Raw genomic sequence first — 20,346 nt, 5'->3', positions numbered from 1 at the left:
AATGTCGTGTCCGGCGCGTCGCGGCGCGCGGGCGTCAGGGCGTGAGCGCGAACAGCACGCGCACCACCGTGCCGCGCTCCGGCGCCGGGCGGGGGCTGAACTGCGCCTCGCCGCCGAGCTGGGTGGCGAGCCCCTGAATGATGCGCAGGCCGAGGCCGCGGTTGCGCACGCTCTCCACCGCCTCCGGCATGCCGCGCCCGTCATCGGCGATGGCGATCTCGTAGCGCCCGGCCTCCTGTGGCGTGACGCGGATGACGATCTCGCCCGGCCGGCCCTTCTCGAAGGCGTGTTTGAGCGAATTGGTGACGATCTCCGCCACCAGCATGGAGAGCGTCGTGAGCTGGGTGACGTTGAGCGGCAGGTCGGGCGCGACCACCTCGCAGGTGATCGCCTCGGCGCCGGAGGCGGTGACGAGATCGCAGCACAGCTCGCGCAGGAACTGGCCGGTGGGCATGTCGAGCCGCTCGGGCGCGTAGAGCTGGCGGTGGATGCGGGCGATGGTGTCGAGCCGGGCGCGCGCCTCGTCGAGCGCGGTCACGGCCTGGCTGGCATCCTCCTTCACCTTGCGCTTCTGCAGCGTCAGCAGCGCGGCGACGAACTGCATGTTGTTGGCGACGCGGTGCTGCAGCTCCTGGAACATGGTGCGCTGGTTTTCATAGAGCCGCGCGGTGACCGCCTGTTCCGCCCGCAGCTTGTCCGCCGCGCCGAAGGTGAAGTGGATCAGCGTGATGTCGATCGATGCGATGATGACGAAGAAGCCGAGCGCCAGCAGAGCCTGGCCGTTCATCTGCATGTCGGTCATCGGGCCGATGAAGAACACCCAGGCCGCCAGCGTCGACAGCACCGCGCAGAGGATGCCGGGCCGCAGGCCGCAGAAGAAGGTGGTGAGGATCACCGCCGGGAAGAAGGTGAGGAAGGGAAAGCCCGGCGGCAGCACGTCGTCCACCGCGAAGCGCAGGGCAACCGCGAAGGCGAACATGGCGAGGCCGCAGGCATCCGCCAGCCAGCGCCGTTCGCGCAGCGGCCGGGCGAACCGCACCAGCCGCCAGAACAGGGACTCCGCCGGCAGCCCCGGCGGCGTGTCAGCCATTCAGCGCCCGCGCCGCGGCCCCGCAGCCACGGCTTTGCGACGGGTGGCGGAGGGCGGTTGCCCCGAGGTGGTCACGTCGGCACATCTGCATATCCCCACGAGTCGGCTTCCCCGGGCGCGTAATCTGCCGAGTTTTACCGTGCCCGTCACCGCTCATCTGCATCCTAGTGAACAAAGCGGGCCTGTCGGGCGTTAATCGCGCGCACCGAGGAACAGGGCCCCGCCATGAAGCGCGATACCACCGCCGACGACACCCAGCACGGCACGTTCAGCGAACCGTCCTCCGGCGGCAACAACCTGCTCGGCGCGCTGCGTCCGGCCGACTTCACGCTTCTGCGCAACGCGTTGCGCCGGCTCGACCGACCGGCGGGGGCGGTGCTCTACGAGCCGGGCGACGATGTGCGCCATGTCTATTTTCCCTGCGGGCCGACGCTGGTCTCCTTCATGGTCCTGCTGGCCGACGGGCGTCCCGTCGAGGTGACCACGATCGGGCGCGAGGGGGCGGTGGGCGGCATCGTCAGCCAAGGGCGCCTGCCGGCCTATGCGCGGGCCGTCGTCCAGCTTGGCGGGCCGCTGCTGCGGCTCGACACAGCCGAGCTGGACCGCGCCAAGGAGGCCTCGCCGGCGCTGCACCACCTGTTCGCCCGCTATGCCGACTGCTTGCTGGGGCAGGTGTTCCAGTCGGTCGCCTGCAACGCCGCCCATTCCATCGAGCAGCGCACCGCCAAATGGCTGATCGCCGCGCTCGACCGGACGGGCGAGGACAGCGTGCGCCTCACCCAGGAACAGCTCGCCGCCATGCTGGCGGTCGGGCGCTCCTATATCAGCCGCGTCATCCAGCACTTGCGCGCCAGCGGCGCGGTGGAGCCCAAGCGCGGGCGGCTGCACATCCGCGATGCCCAGCGTCTGCGCTCCATGAGCTGCGGCTGCCATGGCGTGGTGCGCCGGCATTTCGACGACGTGCTCGGCGGCGTCTACCCGACCGGCAACGAGGTCGCCGGCGGCGGGTCGATCATCACCAACGGCCCGTCCTTCCGGCCCTGAGCGCGGCGAACGCGCTCGCGCGCGGCCCCGCCGGCCTCGCTCCGCATGCCTCTTGTGTCCCGCCGGGCCTTGTCTACCCGGCCGGAGCATGGCACGACGCGCGCCATGGAATCGCACGCCGCCCCGCCGATCGTCACCGCCTTCGCCGATCTCGCCCCGCGCTACGATGTCGTGCTCTGCGACATCTGGGGCGTGCTGCATAACGGCGTCGCCGCCTTCCCTCCGGCGGGCGACGCTCTGGCGCGCGCCCGCGCGTTGGGCACGACGGTGATCCTCGTCTCCAACGCCCCGCGCCCCGCCGATGCGGTGGCGCAGATCCTCGACGGGCTGGGCGTGCCGCGTGACGCCTATGACGCCATCGTCACCTCCGGCATGGTCACCATGTCGCTGCTGGGCGACCGGCCGGGCACGAAGATGTGGCATCTCGGCCCCGAGCGTGACCTCGGCATCTATGACGGGCTGAACCTCACCCAGACCGGGCTCGAGGACGCCGAGCTGATCGTCTGCACCGGCCTGTTCGACGACACTACCGAGACGCCGGCCGACTATGCCGCCACGCTGAAAAGCGCGAAGGCGCGCAACCTGCCCTTTATCTGCGCCAATCCCGACATCGTGGTCGAGCGCGGCGGCGATCTGATCTGGTGCGCCGGGGCCATTGCCGAGGCCTATGCGGAGCTGGGCGGCGAGGTGGTGTTCTGCGGCAAGCCGCACCGGCCGATCTACGAGACCGCCTTAGCGACCGCCACGCGCCTGCGCGGCGCCCCGCCCGACAAGGCGCGGATGATCGCCATTGGCGACGCGCTGCGCACCGATCTCGCCGGCGCGCTCGGCTTCGGCATTGACTGCCTGTTCGTCGCCGCCGGCATTCATGCCGGCGAGCTCGGGCTGGAGCATGGCGCTGAGGTCGACCCCGCCGCCCTCGCTCGGCTGATGGCCGACGGGCCCGGCCAGCCGGCGGCGGTGACGACGCGGCTTTCGTGGTGATTGACGCCCCGGCCGCGCGGGACCACTAAAGGGGCACCTGTTCTTTCGTGCCGGGCGACATGACCCACGCTCCCGCCTCTGCCCATGCCTTCCCCGTGCTGCGCACCGCCGGCCCGCTGCCGGAGGCGCTCGCCCGTCCCGTCATCGCCATCGGCAATTTCGACGGGGTGCATCGCGGCCACCGCGCGGTGATCGGCACCGCCATCGACCAGGCCCGCTCGCTCGGCCGGCCGGCGCTGGCCATGAGTTTCGAGCCGCACCCGCGCGCCTTCTTCCGCCCGGACGAGCCGATGTTCCGGCTGACGCCGGAGCCGATGAAGCTGCGGCGCCTCGCTGAGACCGGGCTCGACGGCGCCATCGTGCTGCCCTTCGACGCCGCCATGGCCGGGCTGGAGGCGGAAGCCTTCGTCGCCGACCTGCTGGTGGGCCGGCTCGGCGTCTCCATGGTGGTGGCGGGCTACGATTTCCATTTCGGCAAGGGCCGCGGCGGCTCGCCGGCCTTTCTGCGCGAGGCCGGCCAGCGCCACGGCTTCCCGGTCGAGATCGTGCCGCCGCTGCTGGATGAGGGCGCGCAGATTTCCTCCAGCGTCATCCGCGCCGCGCTGGCGCAGGGCCGCGTCGAGCAGGCCGCCCATATGCTCGGCGCGCCCTGGGCGGTCGAGGCCGAGGTGATCCATGGCGACAAGCGCGGGCGCGAGCTGGGCTACCCCACCGCCAATATGCGGCTCGATCCGGCCACCACGCTGGCCCACGGCATCTATGCGGTGACGGTGACGATCGACGGGGTGACGCATAAGGGCGTGGCAAGCCATGGCCGCCGCCCGACCTTCGACGACGGCGCGCCGCGGCTGGAAACCTTCATCTTCGACTTTTCCGGCGACCTCTATGGCCAGGTGCTGACCGTCGCCTTCCACGCCTATCTGCGCCCCGAGCTGAAATTCGACAGCATCGACGCGCTGATCGCCCAGATGGACATCGACAGCGCGCGGGCCAAGGCGGCGCTGGCCTAGAGTTCGGCGCTGCCGGGAAGCCCGGCGGCCAGCGCATCGAGCGCGACGCGCAGCTTCAACGGCATGTGCGGGCCCGTCGGCCAGAGCGCCTGTGTGGAGAAGATGCGAGCGGGCATCCCCTTGAGCAGCGGCACCAGCGCGCCGGCCGCCACCCGGTCCCGGATCAGCCAGCAGGGCAGCCAGGCGAGACCATGCCCGGCGGTCGCGGCATCGGCGATGGCTTCCAGATCGTCAAAGCGCAGGCGGCTCGGTGGCGTGGCCGTCAGCGGCGGGCCGTCCACCTGCGGGAACTCCCAGGGCTTCACCCCGCCGTCCCGCGCATAGACGATGGCGGCATGGTGCTTGAGGTCATCGAGGCCGGCCGGTGCGCCATGGGTGGCGAGATAGGCCGGCGCGGCGCAGACCACCATGCGCTGCTGCCCGAGGGTGCGGGTGGTCAGCCCGGTGCCGTGGAACGCGCCCGGCGCGCCGTTGCGGATGGCGAGGTCGTAGCCATCCGCCAGCACATCGACCACCGCATCGGAAAAATGCACGTCGATGGTGAGGCGGGGGTGGCGCGCCACGAGCTCGGCGAGGATCGGCGCGACGCAGCGGCGGCCGAACAGCAGCGGGGCGGTGACGCGCAGCCGCCCGACCGCCGCGTGCCGGCCGGAATCGAGCGCGGTTCGCGCCACCCGCAGCTCGTCCAGCGCCCGCAGGCAGTGCTGGTAATAGAGCTGGCCATCCTCGGTCAGCGTTTGGCTGCGCGTCGTGCGGTGGAACAGCCGGAGCTGGAGCCGCGCCTCCAGCCGCGCCACGGTCTTGGCCACCGCCGAGCGGGTGAGGCCGCGCCGCCCGGCCGCCGCCGAGAAGCTGCCGGATTCGACGACCGCGACGAAGACGTCGATGCCCGCCAGCACCTCGCTCATGAAAGACCTCCCATTGGCGCCAGATGATCGCCAAAGCCGGGAAATTCTATCGCAACTGGATCGCAAATCTCAACGCTAGGCTCGTCGTTGGTTCAAGCTTTGGGAAGACCGACGATGGTGGACGAGATGGACGCGGGCGGGGCAGCGGCAGGGGCGGGTCTAATGCGCCGCTGGGAGATGGACGGCTTCGGCCGCGAGGCGCTGACGCTCCGCCGGGTGCCGGTGCCGCAGCCCGGCCCCGGCGAGGTTCTGGTGAAGATGGCCGCCGTGTCGCTTAACTACCGCGACCAGTTGATCATCGCTGACGGCATGGGCGCGCCGCTCGATTTCCCCTTCACGCCGGCCTCGGACCTTGCCGGGACGGTGACGGCGCTCGGCACCGGCGCCCGCCGCTTCGCGCCCGGTGACCGGGTCATCACCACCTTCTTCCCGGGCTGGATCGACGGCTTGCCGGAGGGGGATTCGGCCCATCCGCCCTATCAGTCACTGGGCGGCGCTTATCCCGGCGTGCTGGCGGATTATGTGGCGCTTTCCGAGGACTGGCTGGTGCGGGCACCCGACACGCTGGCGCCGGACGAGGCGAGCACGCTGTCCTGCGCCGGCCTTACCGCGTGGTTCGGTCTGGTCGAGCGCGGCGCGCTGAAGGCGGGCGAGACGGTGCTGGTGGAAGGCACGGGCGGCGTCGCGCTGGCCGGGCTCGCCATCGCCCGCGCGCATGGCGCCCGCACCATCGTGGTCTCCGGCAGCGCCGCCAAGCTGGAACGCGCGCGGGCGCTCGGCGCCGACATCGGCATCGACCGCACCCAGGGCGATTGGGTGGAGGCGGTACGCGCCGCGACGGGCGGGCGCGGTGCCGACCATATCCTCGCGCTTGCCGGCGGCGCGACGCTCGGGCGCGCGGTGGAGGTGGCGGCGATTGGCGGGCGCATCGCGCAGATCGGCATCATCGAGGGCTTCGAGGCCAGCCTGCCGCTCGGCCCGTTGATGCTGAAGCAGATCACCCTCAACGGCATCGGCGTCGGTCATCGCCGGGCATTGGAGGATCTGGTGCGGGCGGTGGACACATCCGGGATCAAGCCGGTGATCGACGCCCGCTATCCCCTCGCCGCGCTGCCGGCCGCGCTCGACCATCTCGACCGCGGCGCCTTTGGCAAGATCGTGGTGACGCCGGATTAGCGGTAGACCCCACAGGCGGGGGCGGGCGGGCGCGTCGCCCGAGCCAAGGTGGCGCCGGCGTAGGGCGTTGGGCCGCGGCATCGTGGGTCAAAAGCTTACAACGGGCCGGAAATTACGCGGGCGGGGCCACCGATCAATACCTCAACCATGCCGTCCGGCTCTTTTGTCCAGTAATCTCTAGCCCAATCAGACGTGTATTCAATATAGGGCGTAGGCCCAACAGGCGTCGAAATTGCTGTAGAATTTCCTCGAAAAGTAGATATGTTGTTATTTTCAGGTTCAATTCCGAATATATATCCGTTATTTTCTCTATATTTGTTTTTGAAAATACGCACCTCATCAATGGTCTCGCAGCTAAATATACTGTGCAAGCGCGAAGGTGCGTCAGGCCGAGCAGCCTTTCGCGCACTCTCCAAGGCAATCTCGATTAAAAGGTTAGTGAACCACGGCTCCGGCGGATATGGCCCACCGGGCCGGAACTGAAGATATGGTTCAGCAAAATTGCCCGGGTAAAGTATGTCGCCAATCTGATGCAGATCCAATGTCACACGAAAGAGCATCTGTATCTCCGAATCAATACGATCACCTTATATGAAACGACACCCGATAAGCTGAGCGCCCTACCGCGCCCCATCCCGCCCTTGCACCGCTTCGGCGCTGCGCTTAAACCGGGCGCGAGTGAAGGAGCGCGTCATGACGAGCCGCAACAGCGATGGGCGCACCCCGAAGGGTGCCACCGAGAGTGCCGCGACCGAGGCCGGCGAGAGCGGGGCGCAGGGCCACGATTATTCGTCCACCCTGTTCCTGCCGCAGACCGAATTTCCGATGCGCGCGGGCCTGCCACAGCGCGAGCCGGAACTGCTGGCGCGCTGGGAGCGGATCGACCTCTATGGCCAGCAGCGCAAGGCCGGCGCCGGCAAGCCGCGCTTCGTGCTGCATGACGGCCCGCCCTACGCCAATGGCAACATCCATATCGGCCACGCGCTGAACAAGATCCTCAAGGACGTGGTGGTGCGCTCGCAGGGCGCGCTCGGCCATGACTCCAACTATGTGCCGGGCTGGGACTGCCACGGCCTGCCGATCGAGTGGAAGATCGAGGAACAGTACCGCGCCAAGGGCAAGAACAAGGACGAGGTGCCGGTCGTCGAGTTCCGCCAGGAATGCCGCGCCTTCGCGCAGGGCTGGATCGACATCCAGCGCGCCGAGTTCAAGCGGCTCGGCGTCGAGGGCGACTGGTCGCACCCCTATGTGACCATGAGCTATGACGCGGAAGCGCAGATCGCCCGCGAGATCATCAAGTTCGCCGAGAACGGCCTGCTCTATCGCGGCTCCAAGCCCGTCATGTGGTCGGTGGTCGAGCGCACCGCGCTGGCCGAGGCCGAGGTCGAGTATCACGACCACCAGTCGACCACGATCTTCGTGAAATTCCCCGTCACCGGCTATCGCGAGCGCGTGGCGGCGAGCGGCGGGCTGCAGGCGCCGGACCAGGCGGACGATATCCACCTGTTCCCCTCCTATGAGGGCGCCTCCATCGTCATCTGGACGACGACGCCCTGGACCATCCCCGGCAACCGCGCCATCGCCTTCTCGGAGAACGTGACCTACGCGGTCTATGAGGTGACCGAGGCCGCGCCGGACAATTGGGCGAAGGTCGGCGAGCATTTCATCCTCGCCGACAAGCTGGCCGAGGACGTGTTCAAGGCCGCCCGCGTCACCGCCTATGAGCGCCGCAAGGAGGTGGACCCGACCCATCTCGTCTGCGCCCATCCGCTGCGCGGCGTCGAGGGCACGACGGGCTATTTTGACTTCCCCGTGCCGGTCGTTCCGGGCGATTTCGTCACCGACGACACCGGCACCGGCTTCGTCCATATCGCGCCGGGCCATGGCGCGGACGACTTCAACCTCTACATCGCCGAGCGGCTTGGCGACGTGCCGCACACGGTTGGGCCGGACGGGCGCTATTACGAGCACGTCCCGCTGTTCGCCGGCGCCCGCGTCATGGACGACAAGGGCAAGGACGGTGACGCCAATGACGCCGTCATCAAGGCCCTGCTCGCCGCCGACAAACTGATCGCGCGCGGCCGGCTGAAGCATCAGTACCCGCATAGCTGGCGCTCCAAGGCGCCGATCATCTTCCGCAACACGCCGCAATGGTTCATCGCGATGGACAAGGACATCACGGCGGTGGATGGCTCGACGACAGACGGCGACACGCTGCGCGCCCGCGCGCTGGGCGGCATCGCCGGCGTGCAGTGGGTGCCGGCGAGCGGGCAGAACCGCATCACCGGCATGATCGAGAACCGGCCGGACTGGGTGGTCTCGCGCCAGCGCGCCTGGGGCGTGCCGATCGCCGTCTTCGTGCGCGAGACCGGCGACGGCAATGTCGAGATCCTGCGCGACGACACGGTGAACGCCCGCATCGCCGCGGCCTTCGCCAGCGAGGGCGCGGATGCCTGGTACAAGGAAGGCGCCACCCAGCGCTTCCTCGGCACCGACTACAGCGCCAATGAATGGCACAAGGTCGACGACATCCTCGACGTGTGGTTCGATTCCGGCTCCACCCACGCCTTCACGCTGGAAGTGCGCGACGACCTGAAGGTCAACCGCGCCTTCGAAGGCGGGCCGGACCGGGTGATGTATCTGGAAGGCTCGGACCAGCATCGCGGCTGGTTCCATTCCTCCCTGCTGGAGAGCTGCGGCACGCGGGCGCGCCCGCCCTATGACGTGGTGCTGACCCATGGCTTCGTGCTCGACGAGCAGGGCCGCAAGATGTCGAAGTCGGTCGGCAATGTCGTTGCCCCGCAGGAGGTCATCAAGTCCTCCGGCGCCGATATTCTGCGGCTGTGGGTCTGCGCCTCCGACTATTCGGACGATCTGCGCATCGGCCCGGAGATCCTGAAGACCACGGTCGAGACCTACCGCAAGCTGCGCAACACGCTGCGCTGGCTGCTCGGCTCGCTGCACCATTACCGCGAGGCCGAGCGCATCGCGCTCTCCGAGATGCCGGCGCTGGAGCGCATGGTGCTGCACCGCCTCGCCGAGCTCGACAAGACCGTGCGCGAGGCCTATGCGGCGTTCGACTTCAAGCGGGTTCACGCGGCGCTGTCGGCCTTCATGACGACGGAACTGTCGGCCTTCTATTTCGACGTGCGCAAGGACGCGCTCTATTGCGACCCGATCTCCTCGGTGACGCGCCGGGCGTGCCTGACCGTGCTCGACGAGGTGTTCAACCGCCTCGTCGTCTGGCTGGCGCCGATCCTGCCCTTCACGGCGGAAGAGACCTGGCTGGCGCGCTTCCCCTCCGAGACCGGCTCGGTCCATCTTGTCACCTTCCCGGACACGCCGGCCAAGTGGCGTGACGAGACGCTGGCCGATGAATGGCGGAAGATCCGCCAGGTGCGGCGCGTCGTGCTCGGGGCGCTCGAAGTGGAGCGCGCGGCCAAGCGCATCGGCTCCTCGCTGGAGGCGGCGCCGGTCATCCATGTCTCCGACCCGAACCTGTTCGCGGCGGTGAGCGCGGTGGAGCTGGCGGAAGTGTGCATCACCTCCGACGCCCATCTGATGCCCGACGAAGGCCCGGCGGACGCGTTCCGGCTCGACGACGTGCCGGGCGTGGCGGTGGTGCCGGCGCGTGCGCAGGGCCATAAATGCGCCCGCTCCTGGAAGATCTCGCCGCTGGTCGGCAGCGACCCGGAATACCCGGACGTGACCCCGCGCGACGCCCTGGCGCTGCGCGAGCTCGCGGCGGCGCGGCGGGCGGCCGAGTGATGGCGGGGTGGCGGGTTCCGCGATGAAGCTGCGCTTTTCCGGCCCGCTCACGCTCTATGGCGGGCTGTTCGCCCTCGCCGCGCTGGTGATCGACCAGGGCTCGAAGCTTGCCGTGCTGCATGGCGTCGATTTCGGACCGAACGGCATCGTCACCGTCACGCCGTTCTTCGACCTCGTGCGGGCGTGGAACACCGGCATCAGCTACGGCCTGTTCTCGCAGGGGCTGGATGGCTGGTGGGTGCTGGGCGGGCTGAAGGTGGTGGCCGCCGTGCTGTTCTGGTTCTGGCTGGCGCGGGTCGACCGGCGGATCGAGGCCGCCGCGCTCGGGCTGCTGATCGGCGGGGCGCTCGGCAACGCCATCGACCGCGCGGCCTATGGCGCGGTGTTCGACTTCGTGTCGCTGCACGCGTTCGGCTTCTACTGGTACGTGTTCAACCTGTCCGACGTGGCCATTGTTGCCGGCGTGGGCCTGCTTCTGTATGACTCCTTCCGCGGCGGCGCCGTAAAATAGCCGTCCTGACGTGAGATCAGACCCGCCGACGCTGTGCAGGCCTGCCCCAGGGGCAGGGCATGGGCTGCCTCCGATGCCGCAGGAGACGATGATGAACCGACCCCTTCCGATGCGCGCCCGCCTGATGGCCGGCGCTTTTGGCGCGGCCGTTCTGTTCGCCGCCGCGCCGGCCTCGGCGCAGGAAGACAATTTCACCGAGCAGCTGCTGACCAGCTTCGGCCTCGTCGCCCCGACCCCGCCGGACATCAAGTACCGCGAGCGCGCGCCGCTGGTGGTGCCGCCGAGTGGCGACGTGCTGCCGCCCCCGCGCGCGGGCGACGACGTCACGCAGAATCCCGCCTGGCCAAAGGACGAGGACGTCGTCCGCCGCCAGGCCGCCGAGAAGGCCGCCAAGACCCCGACCATCTTCAGCGACAAGCAGGCCACGCGTGCCCTGACGCCGAAGGAAGTCGCCGCCGGTACCAACCCGAACGCCGTCTATAACGGCCCGGCGATGGCCCGTAACAACGCCTCCCGCGAGGACTGGCTGCAGCCCAAGCAGATGGGCTTCCTCGGCTGGGGCAACAAGCAGGCCGAGAAGCCGCTGACCTTCAACGGCGAGCCGCCACGCGAGAGGCTGTACGAGCCGCCGCCGGGCCTGCAGACCCCCGCGCCGAACGCGCCCTATGGCGTGGTCGCCGAGCGGCCGGAGGACAAGGGCTGGAACCTGCCCAACTGGTTCGACCGCACGCAGAAGAACAACGACCGCAATTGAGTGCCCGCGCCCTCTTTCTTTGCTGAACACGCCCCGCCGCGCCCCGGCGGGGCGTTTTCGTTTGGCCCGCCGCTCGCGGCCCCCTGCGCCGCTCACGGGCGCGCGGCTCACAGGGGATTGAACCGCCGGCGCATTCTCGCCACGCGATCTGTGGCAGAGTTGCAACCCTGAAGCGGCGGCCGGGCCTTCCGGTTTCGCTGGCAACGCTTAAATCGGATACCGTGACCGCACATGCTGTCTGGAACTTCGCCGTCTGGAACCCTGTCGACTGGAAAGCTGATGTCCGCCGTGATGCTGATTGCCGCCTCGCTCGCCTCGACCACGGCCGCCCGCGCGGGCGATGTCGCCGAGTTCACGCTCGACAATGGCATGCAGGTCGTGGTCGTGCCCGATCACCGCGCGCCGGTGGTCACCCATATGGTCTGGTATCGTGTCGGCTCGGCCGATGAGGTCGGCGGCAAGTCCGGCATCGCCCATTTCCTTGAGCATCTGATGTTCAAGGGCACCGCCAAGCACCCGGCGGGCGAGTTCTCGCAGGTGGTGGCGACGCTGGGCGGCCAGGAGAACGCCTTCACCTCGCAGGACTACACCGCCTATTTCCAGCGCGTCGCCAAGGATCATCTCGGCCGCGTCATGGAATTCGAGGCCGACCGCATGACCGGGCTCGTGCTCACCGACGAGGTGGTGCTGCCCGAGCGCGACGTGGTGCTGGAAGAGCGCCGCATGCGCACCGACAACGACCCGGCCGCGCAGCTCTCGGAAGCCGCGCAGGCGGCGATGTTCGTCAACCATCCCTATGGCCACCCGATCATCGGCTGGGAAGACGAAATCCGCGAGCTGAACCGCACGGATGCGCTGGCCTTCTATGAGCGTTTCTACACGCCGAACAACGCGATCCTCGTCGTCGCCGGCGATGTCGAACCGGCCGAGGTGAAGGCCCTCGCCGAGGCCACCTATGGCAAGGTCGCGCGCCGCGCCGACACCGCGCTGCGCGAGCGACCGCAGGAGCCGACGCCGCGCGCCGAGCGCCGCCTCGTGCTGGCGGACCCGCGTGTCGGCCAGCCGAGCCTCGGGCGCACCTATCTCGTGCCGTCCTACCGCATGGACAAGAAGGAGAGCGTCGCCCTCGACGTGCTCTCGCAGGTGCTGGGCGGCGGCGCCACCGGGCGCCTCTACCGCGCGCTGGTAGTCGACAAGGCGATCGCCGCGAATGCGGGCGCCTGGTATCAGTCCACCGCGCTCGATGCCACGCGCTTCGGCGTGTCGGTAAGCCCGCGCCCGGAAGTCACCATGGAGGCGCTGGAGACCGCGCTTGACGAGGTGATCGGCACACTGGCCAAGGACGGGCCGGACGCCGCCGAGCTGGAGCGCGCCAAGACCCGTCTCGTCGCCGAAGCCATCTATGCGCAGGACAATCAGGCGACGCTTGCCCGCATCTACGGCGCCGCGCTTACCACCGGTTCCACCGCCGAGGACGTGAAGCTGTGGCCCGACATGGTGAAGCAGGTCACCGCCGAGGAGGTGCGCGACGTCGCCCGGCGCTACCTGATCCCCGCCCGCGCCGTGACCAGCGAGCTGCGCCAGGTCGCCCCGCAGCCGACCAACCCGCCGCCCGCCGCCCCCCAGCCGGAGAAGCGTTCATGAGCGGGCTCGCGCGCCTGTCCCCCACCGCGCCCGTTGCTGCCCGTTTCTCCAAGGCCGTCAAGGCCCTTGCCCCGGTTGTTGCCGCCATGACCATTGCCCTCGCCCCCGTCACCCCCGCCCAGTCGGAGACCACCCGTATCCAGCGCGTGGTGAGCCCCGGCGGCATCGAGGCCTGGCTGGTGCATGACACCACCCTGCCGCTGGTCGCCATGGAGGTCGCCTTCATCGGCGGCGCGGCGCAGGATCCGGCGCAGAAGCCCGGCACCGCCAATCTCATGGCCTCGCTGCTCGACGAGGGCGCCGGCGATCTCGACGCCCGCGCCTTCCAGGACCGCATGGCGGAGAAGGCGATCGAGCTGCGCTTCGACGCCTCGCGCGATTCCGTCGGCGGTTCGCTGCGCACCCTGTCGGAGAATATCGGCCCGGCCTTCGAGCTGATGCGCCTTGCGGTCAGCGCCCCGCGCTTCGACGACGAGGCAGTGGAGCGCATCCGCCAGGGGCAGCTCGCGGGCCTGCGCCGGCGGCTGAACGACCCGTCGACGCTGGCGAGCCTCGGCTGGTCGGCGACGGCCTTCCCCAACCATCCCTATGGCCGCCCGGTCGCCGGCACGCTGGAGAGCGTGCCGGCCATCAGCCGTGCCGATCTCGCCGGCTTTGCCACGCGCACGCTGGCGCGCGACAATCTCAAGATCGCCGTGGTCGGCGACATCGACGCGGCGACGCTCGCCCCGGCGCTCGACCAGATGTTCGGCGCGCTCCCGGCCAAAGCCCAGCTCACCCCCGTGCCCGACATCGTGCCGCAGGGCCTCGGCACCACCGTGGTGAAGGAGCTCGACGTCCCGCAGACCTCGGTGATTTTCGGCGGCATCGGGCTGATGCGCGACGACCCGGACTTCATCCCGGCCTTCGTGCTCAACCACATGCTCGGCGGTTCGGCCTTCTCCTCGCGCCTGTTCAAGGAAGTGCGCGAGAAGCGCGGCCTCGCCTATTCGGTGTACAGCCACCTCGCCCCGCTCGACCATGCCGCCCTCATCCTCGGCGGCACCGCCACCAAGAACGACCGCGCGGCGGAATCCATCGAGCTGATCCGGGCGGAATATCTCAAGCTGCTGACCGACGGGCCGAGCCCGGCCGAACTGGAGGACGCCAAGAGCTACCTCATCGGCTCCTTCGCGCTGCGCTTCGACAGCTCGGCCAAAGTCGCCTCCCAGCTGCTGCAGATGCAGATCGACAATCTCGGCATCGACTATATCGACCGGCGCAACGCGCTGGTCGCCGCCGTGACGCTGGACGACATCAAGCGCGTCGCCGCCAAGCTGCGCGAGAACCCGGCGCTGCTGTTCTCGCTGGTCGGCAAGCCCACGGGTATTGCGCCCACACCCGCGCAGGGCGGCTGAGCCCTCTCATCTCCGGCAATGCCGGCCTCACGGCCGGCGTTTTCCTGCCACGCAAACTCCTTCCGGCGCATGTTCCCCCCGCGCGTGATCGCCTGCTATAAGAGCCGCCGGTCGAATGTGTCGAAGGGGCCGGGCTCCGCTGTGCCGGGGCCGTGGCGGTCTTACCAGCCTCGGCGGGGAGTATGTGTATGCGTGGAGCTGAACTGCTGAACCTAAGCCGCCCGAGGGGCGAGGGTCGGGGCCTTCGGAGCGCCCTGATGCTTCTCCCTCTTGGCCTGTTGCTGGCCGGCTGTGCCGGTGCCGGCATTGGCGGCGGCGGCGGTAATGAAGGCCCGATGGGGACCGGCGATGCCGGTAATCAGGGCCTGTTCGGCTCGCAGATCCAGACCACCACGGTCGAAGCCACGGCCAATGCGACCGGGCCGGCCGGCGATACTTCCGACTTTTCCTGCCCCTCTGTCGAGGTGCGCGGCGGAGCGGCCGCCTATCAGGTGACAGAGCCGGGCGATGGCGGCGTGCGTTATCAGGCGACGCTCGGCCAGTTCTCGCGCGAATGCCGCTACAGCTCGCCCGACATGACCATGCGCGTGGGCATTCAGGGCCGCGTGCTGCTCGGTGCCAAGGGCGGGCCCGGCCGGGTGACCGTGCCGATCCGCGTCGCGGTGGTGCATGAGGGCCCCTCGCCGCAGTCGATCTGGACGAAGTTCTATTCCGTGCCGGTGGAGATCGGGCCGAGCGTGCTGCAGGTCGATTTCGCCCTGGTGGCTGACGACATCAGCTTCCCGCGCCCGAGCGCCGACGTGCTCGACAAATACGTGGTCTATGTCGGCTTCGATCCGCAGGGCGCCAATGAGAAGCCGGCGGCGCGCCCGCGCCCGGCGCAGCAGCAGACCCGGCCGCGTCCGGTAACCCCGGCGCCTGCCACCAGCGCGGCGCCCGCCGCGACCCGCCCGGCAGCGGCGACCACGCCGCCCCGTACCGCGCCCGCCGCGCAGACCACCCCGGTTCAGGCGGCTCCGGCCACCGCCGCGCCGGCCGCGACCGCCCCGGTCCGCGCCGTGCCGACGACACCGGCGGCAAGTGCTCCCGCCACCGCCGCTCCGGCTGCCGCCGCTCCTGCCACCACCGCGCCCGCCGCGGCGGCGCCTGCTACGGCCGCCCCTGCCGCGAGCAGCGGCGATACCCAATGGATCGGCGCCCCCGCGCCCTCCACCGGCACCTTCGCGCAGTAACACGGCCGGTCCGCGCCGCCCGCCTCGTGAACCGTCATCCCGGCCGGCCGAAGGCCGAGCCGGGAGCGCGTCCCGCCTCGTCCCTCTGGGGCGCTCAACCTACCCATCGTCATGGCCGGGCTTGACCCGGCCATCCACGTGCTGGATGCCGTCGGATGAACGGCAACGTCATGGATCCCCGGATCAAGTCCGGGGGATGACGGAGATCCGCCTGCGGGCGAGCCCCTTGTCCGCGCCTCATTCTTCGTCGAAGTGGCCCTTGCGGATACGGCGCACGCCGCTCCAGATGGTGAGCGCCACCAGCGGCACGGCGATGGCGGTCACCAGCCCGATATCGACATGCAGCCCCCACGCCTCGAAGCGCGCGTGAAGACCTTCGAGGGCGTAATGCAGCAGGCTGATGACGTAATAGGAGATGGCCGCGACCGAGAGGCCCTCGACCGTCTGCTGCAGGCGCAGCTGCATGCGCGCGCGCCGGTTCATCGAGCGCAGCAGGTCGCGATTCTGCTGCTCGAGCTCGACATCGACGCGGGTGCGCAGCAGGTTGGCGGCGCTTGACAGCTTGACCGACAGCCCCGCCTGCCGCTGCTCGATGGCCTGGCAGGTGCGCATGGCCGGTTGCAGCCGGCGCGAGAGGAATTGCTGCCAGGTCGGGTGGCCCGAAATCGGCTGCTCGCCGATCGCCTGCAGCCGGTCGTCGACGATCTCGTCATAGGCCCGCGTCGCGCCGAAGCGGAACAGCGAGGCGGCGGCGTCCGCCTCCAGCTCGGAGGCCAGCGTGGTGAGCGCGTCCAGCAGCTTGTTGTTGGCCGCCAGACCCTCGGTGTCGCGCATCTCGCGGGTGAGCGTGCTCAGCTCGTTCTCGATCCGCGCCACGGTGGGGGCGAGGCGCTGCGCTTCCGGCAGGCCGAGCAAGGCGAGGGTGCGGTAGGTCTCGACCTCCAGCACACGCTGGATCAGCGCGCCGGCGGCATCATCCGTCATGCCCCGGTCGCGCACGAGGATGCGCACGAAGCCGGACGGGTCCGGCTGGAAATCGGTGGCGATCTCGGCAAGGCCGTCCTCGACATCCGAGCGCGCGAGGCTGGAGCGGTCGAACAGCCGGTCGAGCGGCAGCGCGTCGGCGGTGTCGGTCACCAATTGCAGGTCGACCGCGACCAGCAGCGGGCCGGGCTGCGGCACTTGCAGCAGCGTGCGGGCGAGGCTCCCGGAGGAGGGGTGGAAAGGCAGGCCACCCTCGGTCAGATCCTCCGCCGGCAGTTCCCACGTATAGGTGGTGAACTCGGCATGGCGTTCCCAGCGCAGCACGGCGCCGCCAAAGGCCACGCGGTGCTGCTTGGCGTCGCGGTGCGGGCCCGACTGGCCGCGCGCGACGCAAAGCGCGGCGAAGGCGGCACGGTCGGCCTTGGCCTGCGCGCGGTCGACGAGAAAGGCGACATGGAGGATGCGCGCCGGCGTGCTCACCGGCACGAAGGGCCGCGCATGCAGCTCGGCGAGCACCGGCGCGCGCAGCGGATGATCGTAGAAAGCGCCGGCATTGGGCAGGCTCGGCCCGGCATCGCCGCGCCCGGCGGCGCGCCCGGAAGTGGCGGAGGGACTGGTCGTCACGGTCTCTGGCTCCCTGTTCGCCCGCTGTCCCGGCTCTCCGCCGCCGCGCGTGGAACTTTGGACGGTACCAGTCGGTTGCATGCGCACGCCGCTCTGGCAAGGGGCTGGGACGTGCGGCATCGGCGCGGGTTTACCCGTCACCGCCTGTTGCCCGCCGGCATCAGCCGCGTTGGTAAGTCAGAACGGAACAAAATTCGTTTGATTTGCCGCGTTCGCGGGAGTCATGAACAATGTTGGTCAATTCGGGAATCGGGACATGAAGTTCGCGCGGTCTTGGGCTCTTGCCGTCGTCGCTCTCGTGGCGGCGCTGATGACGTTTCTTCCGGCCGCCGCGAACGCCCAGAGCCAGAACCGCAACGCCCCGCAGGTGCGGGTCTATCTGATGCGCGGGCTGGCCAACATCTTCTCCTTCGGCATGGACGACCTGACCGCCAAGCTCAACGCGCGCGGCATCAAGGCGAGCGTGCATTCCTATGTCGACTGGCAGACGCTGGCCAATGTCGCGATCGAGGATGCGCGGGCCGGCAAGCGCCGCCCGACCCCGGTCATCATCATCGGCCATTCGCTGGGCGCCGACGCGGCGGTCGACATGGCCAACAAGGTGAGCGCCGCCGGTGTGCCCGTGCCGCTGGTCGTCACCTTCGATCCCGTGTCGCTGAAGACCGCCTCGGCCAAGATCGGCAAGGTGGTGAACTATTATCAGTCTGGCGGCGCCGGCAAGGCGGTGTCCGGCCCGCGCGTCGACAATGTCGACCTCACCGGCGCCGGGCAGCTCACCCATTTCAACATCGAAAAGGCGGCCGAGCTGCACCTGCGGGTGATCGCCATGATCGAGAAGCCGGCCCGCCCCCGCGCCCCGCGCCCGGCCCCGCAGGTCGCCGCCCCCGCGCCGGCGACCCCGGCAGCCGCCGCCCCCTCCGCGGCGGTGACGGCGCCGTCCGCGACCGAGACTGCCGCCGCTCCCGCCACGCCGGCGGCCGAGCCGGCGGTGATCCGCGCGCCGAACTGAGGCGCGCGTCCCGCCCTTTTCAGGCGGCGACCACCGAGAACACCACGAAAGTGTGCATGTCGCCGTCCTCCTCGCGCACCGACACATACTCGCCCGGCACGAAGGCATGATCGCCGAAGCGGTAGCCCGCCTCGTCATCCTCGCTCGCCCCCGGCTCATAATCGAACACCCAGGTCGCTCCCTGCGTCCCGCCCGCGCGGTGGACGAGATGGCCGTGCTCGGGCGCGTCATGGCCCCAGAAGCGGGTGACGGTGCAGCGCTCGCGTAGCCCCTTCCACGCCGCGAGGTCGATATGGCCGGCGGCGTCGAGCGGCGCGAGGAACTCATAGCCATGGCGGGCGCTGCCGGCGGGGAACTCCGGCGAGCGGGCGAGATGCAGGCGGATGCGCTGCAGCGTGGCGGTGTCGACCTCGGACATGGGATGTTTCCTCTTTTATCGGGGCGCGTGCCCCCTCGCGCTTGGCTTTGTCTGCCTAGAATGAAGCACATGGCGCCGCCTTGATCCGGCGCAAGGGCGGGCGCGCCACCGGATCGGTCGGGGCGACGAAGGTGTGATGGCATGCGTGGTCATTTTTTTTGACCATGGTGTACCGAGCCGCTATTCCCTAGAATGGGTCGAAACCGCAAGCACGTCCGTTCAACGGCACGTGGTCAGGGGAGAAGCGCCATGTCCGGTCTCGTCATGCCCGCACCGAAGGCTGATGTGCTGGCCCGCCGGGCCGAGATCATCGCCGATCTGCGCGCCATCGTGCCGGGCGAGGGGGTGATCGATTCCCTCAACGAGATGCGCCCCTATGAGAGCGACGGCGTCACCGCCTATCGCCAGCTGCCGCTCGCCGTGGTGCTGCCCTCGACCACCGAGCAGGTCTCGCAGGTTCTGGCCTATGCCAACGCCAATGGCATTCCCGTCGTGCCGCGCGGGGCGGGAACCTCGCTCTCCGGCGGGGCGCTGCCGCTGGCCGACGGCATTCTGCTCGGCATGGGCAAGTTCAACCGCATACTCGACATCGACTTCGCCAACCGCACCGTGACGGCGCAGCCGGGCGTGACCAATCTCGGCATCACCACCGCCGTGGCGCATGAGGGCTTCTATTACGCGCCCGACCCCTCCTCGCAGATCGCCTGCACCATTGGCGGCAATGTCGGCGAGAATTCCGGCGGCGTGCATTGCCTGAAATACGGCCTCACCACCAACAATGTGCTGGGCGTCGAGATGGTGCTGATCACCGGCGAGGTGGTGCGCCTCGGCGGCCAGCACCTCGATTCCGGCGGGCTGGACCTGCTCGGCCTCATCGTCGGCTCGGAGGGTCTGCTCGGCGTCGTCACCGAGGTGACGGTGCGCATCCTCAAGAAGCCTGAGACAGCGCGCGCCGTGCTGGTGGGCTTCCCCCTCCTCCGAGGCAGCGGGGGCCTGCGTCGCCGCCATCATCGCCGCCGGCATCATTCCCGGTGGCATGGAGATGATGGACCGCATGATGGTCCACGCCGCCGAGGCCTTTCTCGGCGCTGGCTACCCGCTCGATGTCGAGGCGCTGCTGATCGTCGAGCTGGACGGGCCGGAAGCGGAGGTGAACCACCTCATCGAGCGCGTCGCGCAGATCGCCGGCACGCTCGGCTGCCAGACGCTGCGCGCCTCGACCAGCGAGGAGGAGCGCGTCGCCTTCTGGGCCGGGCGCAAGGCGGCCTTCCCGGCGGTCGGCCGCATCTCGCCGGATTATCTCTGCATGGACGGCACCATTCCGCGCAAGGCGCTGCCCGAGGTGCTCCGCCGCATGGAGGCGATGTCGGAGAAATACGGCCTCAAATGCGGCAATGTCTTCCATGCCGGCGACGGCAATCTGCACCCGCTGATCTGCTACGACGCCAACACGCCCGGCGAGCTCGACAAGGCGGAGGCCTTCGGCGCCGACATCCTGCTGCTTTGCGTCGAGGTGGGTGGTGTGCTCACCGGCGAGCATGGGGTGGGCGTCGAGAAGCGCGACCTCATGCCCTCCATGTTCAACGAGATCGACCTCGCCCATCAACAGCGGCTGAAATGCGCCTTCGATCCCGATGCGCTCTTGAACCCCGGCAAGGTGTTCCCGGTGCTGCACCGCTGCGCCGAACTCGGCCGCATGCACGTCTCCGGCGGCAAGCTGCCCTTCCCCGACATTCCGAGGTTCTGATGCGCGGGCCGTCGGCTCCACATTCGTCATCCCGGCCGGAGCGCGT

At 69.4% G+C, this 20,346-nt stretch carries 16 protein-coding genes and 1 pseudogene; 12 read left to right on the top strand and 5 right to left on the bottom strand.

What is annotated here, in order from left to right:
• Positions 1–34: 34 nt before the first annotated feature.
• A complete protein-coding gene (locus OU996_RS04440; RefSeq protein WP_267584443.1) occupies positions 35–1,090 on the bottom strand; it encodes a sensor histidine kinase in 1,056 nt (351 codons plus the stop codon).
• A 225-nt stretch (positions 1,091–1,315) separates the two neighbouring features.
• Between OU996_RS04440 and OU996_RS04435 the strand changes: the two genes are divergently transcribed.
• The 3 genes from OU996_RS04435 to OU996_RS04425 all read left to right on the top strand — a co-directional run bounded on the left by OU996_RS04435 (position 1,316) and on the right by OU996_RS04425 (position 4,128).
• Positions 1,316–2,134: a Crp/Fnr family transcriptional regulator gene (locus OU996_RS04435; protein WP_267584442.1), complete on the top strand. Its 819-nt coding sequence runs from the start codon at positions 1,316–1,318 to the stop codon at positions 2,132–2,134.
• 105 nt (positions 2,135–2,239) lie between these two features.
• Complete coding sequence (locus OU996_RS04430) at positions 2,240–3,118, top strand: TIGR01459 family HAD-type hydrolase (RefSeq protein ID WP_267584441.1); 879 nt, start codon at positions 2,240–2,242, stop codon at positions 3,116–3,118.
• Positions 3,119–3,177: 59 nt separating this feature from the next.
• A complete protein-coding gene (locus OU996_RS04425; RefSeq protein ID WP_267584440.1) occupies positions 3,178–4,128 on the top strand; it encodes a bifunctional riboflavin kinase/FAD synthetase in 951 nt (316 codons plus the stop codon).
• Here OU996_RS04425 and OU996_RS04420 read toward each other — a convergent pair.
• Positions 4,125–5,036: a LysR family transcriptional regulator gene (locus OU996_RS04420; RefSeq protein WP_267584439.1), complete on the bottom strand. Its 912-nt coding sequence runs from the start codon at positions 5,034–5,036 to the stop codon at positions 4,125–4,127. The genes OU996_RS04425 and OU996_RS04420 overlap by 4 nt on opposite strands.
• A gap of 114 nt (positions 5,037–5,150) precedes the next feature.
• Between OU996_RS04420 and OU996_RS04415 the strand changes: the two genes are divergently transcribed.
• Complete coding sequence (locus OU996_RS04415) at positions 5,151–6,212, top strand: zinc-dependent alcohol dehydrogenase family protein (RefSeq protein WP_420712695.1); 1,062 nt, start codon at positions 5,151–5,153, stop codon at positions 6,210–6,212.
• 95 nt (positions 6,213–6,307) lie between these two features.
• On the opposite strand, the gene OU996_RS04410 is transcribed toward OU996_RS04415, so the two are convergent.
• The gene (locus OU996_RS04410; protein ID WP_267584438.1) at positions 6,308–6,772 is read right to left on the bottom strand and encodes a hypothetical protein; all 465 of its coding nucleotides are present in this window, start codon (positions 6,770–6,772) and stop codon (positions 6,308–6,310) included.
• Between the two features lie 133 nt (positions 6,773–6,905).
• Between OU996_RS04410 and ileS the strand changes: the two genes are divergently transcribed.
• The 6 genes from ileS (at position 6,906) to OU996_RS04380 (ending at position 15,518) form a co-directional block, all read left to right on the top strand.
• Positions 6,906–9,980 carry an isoleucine--tRNA ligase gene (gene ileS / locus OU996_RS04405; RefSeq protein WP_267584437.1) on the top strand — a complete coding sequence of 1,025 codons (3,075 nt, stop codon included), beginning with the start codon at positions 6,906–6,908 and terminating at the stop codon, positions 9,978–9,980.
• Positions 9,981–10,002: 22 nt separating this feature from the next.
• Entirely contained in the window at positions 10,003–10,491 is a 489-nt protein-coding gene (gene lspA, locus OU996_RS04400) for a signal peptidase II (RefSeq protein ID WP_267584436.1), read from the top strand.
• A 91-nt stretch (positions 10,492–10,582) separates the two neighbouring features.
• On the top strand, positions 10,583–11,245 hold the full coding sequence (locus OU996_RS04395; RefSeq protein WP_267584435.1) for a hypothetical protein: 663 nt from the start codon (positions 10,583–10,585) through the stop codon (positions 11,243–11,245).
• 279 nt (positions 11,246–11,524) lie between these two features.
• Positions 11,525–12,889 (top strand): M16 family metallopeptidase, encoded by a 1,365-nt coding sequence (locus tag OU996_RS04390; protein WP_267584434.1) that lies wholly within the window; start codon positions 11,525–11,527, stop codon positions 12,887–12,889.
• Positions 12,886–14,286, top strand: coding sequence for a M16 family metallopeptidase (locus OU996_RS04385; RefSeq protein ID WP_267584433.1), 1,401 nt, complete (start codon positions 12,886–12,888; stop codon positions 14,284–14,286). The genes OU996_RS04390 and OU996_RS04385 overlap by 4 nt, the downstream gene beginning before the upstream one ends.
• 257 nt (positions 14,287–14,543) lie before the next feature.
• Complete coding sequence (locus tag OU996_RS04380; RefSeq protein WP_267584432.1) at positions 14,544–15,518, top strand: hypothetical protein; 975 nt, start codon at positions 14,544–14,546, stop codon at positions 15,516–15,518.
• A 237-nt stretch (positions 15,519–15,755) separates the two neighbouring features.
• On the opposite strand, the gene OU996_RS04375 is transcribed toward OU996_RS04380, so the two are convergent.
• Positions 15,756–17,063 (bottom strand): DUF3422 family protein, encoded by a 1,308-nt coding sequence (locus OU996_RS04375; protein ID WP_267585591.1) that lies wholly within the window; start codon positions 17,061–17,063, stop codon positions 15,756–15,758.
• Between the two features lie 373 nt (positions 17,064–17,436).
• Here OU996_RS04375 and OU996_RS04370 point away from each other — a divergent pair, with 373 nt between their 5' ends.
• Positions 17,437–18,135 (top strand): hypothetical protein, encoded by a 699-nt coding sequence (locus OU996_RS04370; protein ID WP_267584431.1) that lies wholly within the window; start codon positions 17,437–17,439, stop codon positions 18,133–18,135.
• 19 nt (positions 18,136–18,154) lie between these two features.
• Here the strand turns inward: OU996_RS04370 and OU996_RS04365 are convergent, their stop codons facing one another.
• Complete coding sequence (locus OU996_RS04365; protein WP_267584430.1) at positions 18,155–18,553, bottom strand: hypothetical protein; 399 nt, start codon at positions 18,551–18,553, stop codon at positions 18,155–18,157.
• 249 nt (positions 18,554–18,802) lie between these two features.
• On the opposite strand from OU996_RS04365, the pseudogene OU996_RS04360 reads away from it, so the two are divergent.
• Positions 18,803–20,300, top strand: a pseudogene (locus OU996_RS04360) (FAD-linked oxidase C-terminal domain-containing protein).
• Positions 20,301–20,346 lie beyond the last annotated feature (46 nt).

It is taken from the genome of Ancylobacter sp. SL191 (assembly GCF_026625645.1).
Taxonomy (GTDB): Bacteria; Pseudomonadota; Alphaproteobacteria; order Rhizobiales; family Xanthobacteraceae; genus Ancylobacter.
This window is presented reverse-complemented; position numbering and strand designations above follow the sequence as displayed.

Excerpts from the sequence above, each read along its gene's own strand:
- OU996_RS04440 (WP_267584443.1), bottom strand. The coding sequence starts at position 1,090 with ATGGCTGACACGCCGCCGGGGCTGCCGGCGGAGTCCCTGTTCTGGCGG.
- OU996_RS04435 (WP_267584442.1), top strand. The coding sequence starts at position 1,316 with ATGAAGCGCGATACCACCGCCGACGACACCCAGCACGGCACGTTCAGC.
- OU996_RS04430 (WP_267584441.1), top strand. The coding sequence starts at position 2,240 with ATGGAATCGCACGCCGCCCCGCCGATCGTCACCGCCTTCGCCGATCTC.
- OU996_RS04425 (WP_267584440.1), top strand. The coding sequence starts at position 3,178 with ATGACCCACGCTCCCGCCTCTGCCCATGCCTTCCCCGTGCTGCGCACC.
- OU996_RS04420 (WP_267584439.1), bottom strand. The coding sequence starts at position 5,036 with ATGAGCGAGGTGCTGGCGGGCATCGACGTCTTCGTCGCGGTCGTCGAA.
- OU996_RS04415 (WP_420712695.1), top strand. The coding sequence starts at position 5,151 with ATGGTGGACGAGATGGACGCGGGCGGGGCAGCGGCAGGGGCGGGTCTA.
- OU996_RS04410 (WP_267584438.1), bottom strand. The coding sequence starts at position 6,772 with ATGCTCTTTCGTGTGACATTGGATCTGCATCAGATTGGCGACATACTT.
- ileS (WP_267584437.1), top strand. The coding sequence starts at position 6,906 with ATGACGAGCCGCAACAGCGATGGGCGCACCCCGAAGGGTGCCACCGAG.
- lspA (WP_267584436.1), top strand. The coding sequence starts at position 10,003 with ATGAAGCTGCGCTTTTCCGGCCCGCTCACGCTCTATGGCGGGCTGTTC.
- OU996_RS04395 (WP_267584435.1), top strand. The coding sequence starts at position 10,583 with ATGAACCGACCCCTTCCGATGCGCGCCCGCCTGATGGCCGGCGCTTTT.
- OU996_RS04390 (WP_267584434.1), top strand. The coding sequence starts at position 11,525 with ATGTCCGCCGTGATGCTGATTGCCGCCTCGCTCGCCTCGACCACGGCC.
- OU996_RS04385 (WP_267584433.1), top strand. The coding sequence starts at position 12,886 with ATGAGCGGGCTCGCGCGCCTGTCCCCCACCGCGCCCGTTGCTGCCCGT.
- OU996_RS04380 (WP_267584432.1), top strand. The coding sequence starts at position 14,544 with ATGCTTCTCCCTCTTGGCCTGTTGCTGGCCGGCTGTGCCGGTGCCGGC.
- OU996_RS04370 (WP_267584431.1), top strand. The coding sequence starts at position 17,437 with ATGACGTTTCTTCCGGCCGCCGCGAACGCCCAGAGCCAGAACCGCAAC.
- OU996_RS04365 (WP_267584430.1), bottom strand. The coding sequence starts at position 18,553 with ATGTCCGAGGTCGACACCGCCACGCTGCAGCGCATCCGCCTGCATCTC.